The organism is Janthinobacterium sp. FT14W (genome assembly GCF_009208755.1).
Lineage (GTDB): Bacteria > Pseudomonadota > Gammaproteobacteria > Burkholderiales > Burkholderiaceae_D > Janthinobacterium > Janthinobacterium violaceinigrum.
Genome location: NZ_WFLL01000111.1, coordinates 1 through 1,066, shown reverse-complemented (window position 1 = coordinate 1,066; position 1,066 = coordinate 1). Strand labels below are relative to the sequence as shown.

Sequence of the window (1,066 nt, the reverse complement as noted above, 5' to 3'; positions counted from 1 at the left end):
AGTGAGCGACCCGTCAGCAATGACGGTGCCGGTAAAACGGCAAAGTAACAGAGATTAAACTGAAGAGTTTGATCCTGGCTCAGATTGAACGCTGGCGGCATGCCTTACACATGCAAGTCGAACGGCAGCACGGAGCTTGCTCTGGTGGCGAGTGGCGAACGGGTGAGTAATATATCGGAACGTACCCTGGAGTGGGGGATAACGTAGCGAAAGTTACGCTAATACCGCATACGATCTAAGGATGAAAGTGGGGGATCGCAAGACCTCATGCTCGTGGAGCGGCCGATATCTGATTAGCTAGTTGGTAGGGTAAAAGCCTACCAAGGCATCGATCAGTAGCTGGTCTGAGAGGACGACCAGCCACACTGGAACTGAGACACGGTCCAGACTCCTACGGGAGGCAGCAGTGGGGAATTTTGGACAATGGGCGAAAGCCTGATCCAGCAATGCCGCGTGAGTGAAGAAGGCCTTCGGGTTGTAAAGCTCTTTTGTCAGGGAAGAAACGGTGAGGGCTAATATCCCTTGCTAATGACGGTACCTGAAGAATAAGCACCGGCTAACTACGTGCCAGCAGCCGCGGTAATACGTAGGGTGCAAGCGTTAATCGGAATTACTGGGCGTAAAGCGTGCGCAGGCGGTTTTGTAAGTCTGATGTGAAATCCCCGGGCTCAACCTGGGAATTGCATTGGAGACTGCAAGGCTAGAATCTGGCAGAGGGGGGTAGAATTCCACGTGTAGCAGTGAAATGCGTAGATATGTGGAGGAACACCGATGGCGAAGGCAGCCCCCTGGGTCAAGATTGACGCTCATGCACGAAAGCGTGGGGAGCAAACAGGATTAGATACCCTGGTAGTCCACGCCCTAAACGATGTCTACTAGTTGTCGGGTCTTAATTGACTTGGTAACGCAGCTAACGCGTGAAGTAGACCGCCTGGGGAGTACGGTCGCAAGATTAAAACTCAAAGGAATTGACGGGGACCCGCACAAGCGGTGGATGATGTGGATTAATTCGATGCAACGCGAAAAACCTTACCTACCCTTGACATGGATGGAATCCCGGAGAGAT

General features: G+C 52.3%; 1 rRNA gene. It reads left to right on the top strand.

From position 1 onward, the window contains the following. Window positions 1-56 precede the first annotated feature (56 nt). Window positions 57-1,066: ribosomal RNA gene (locus tag GCN74_RS28175) — 16S ribosomal RNA — on the top strand; the annotation flags it as partial.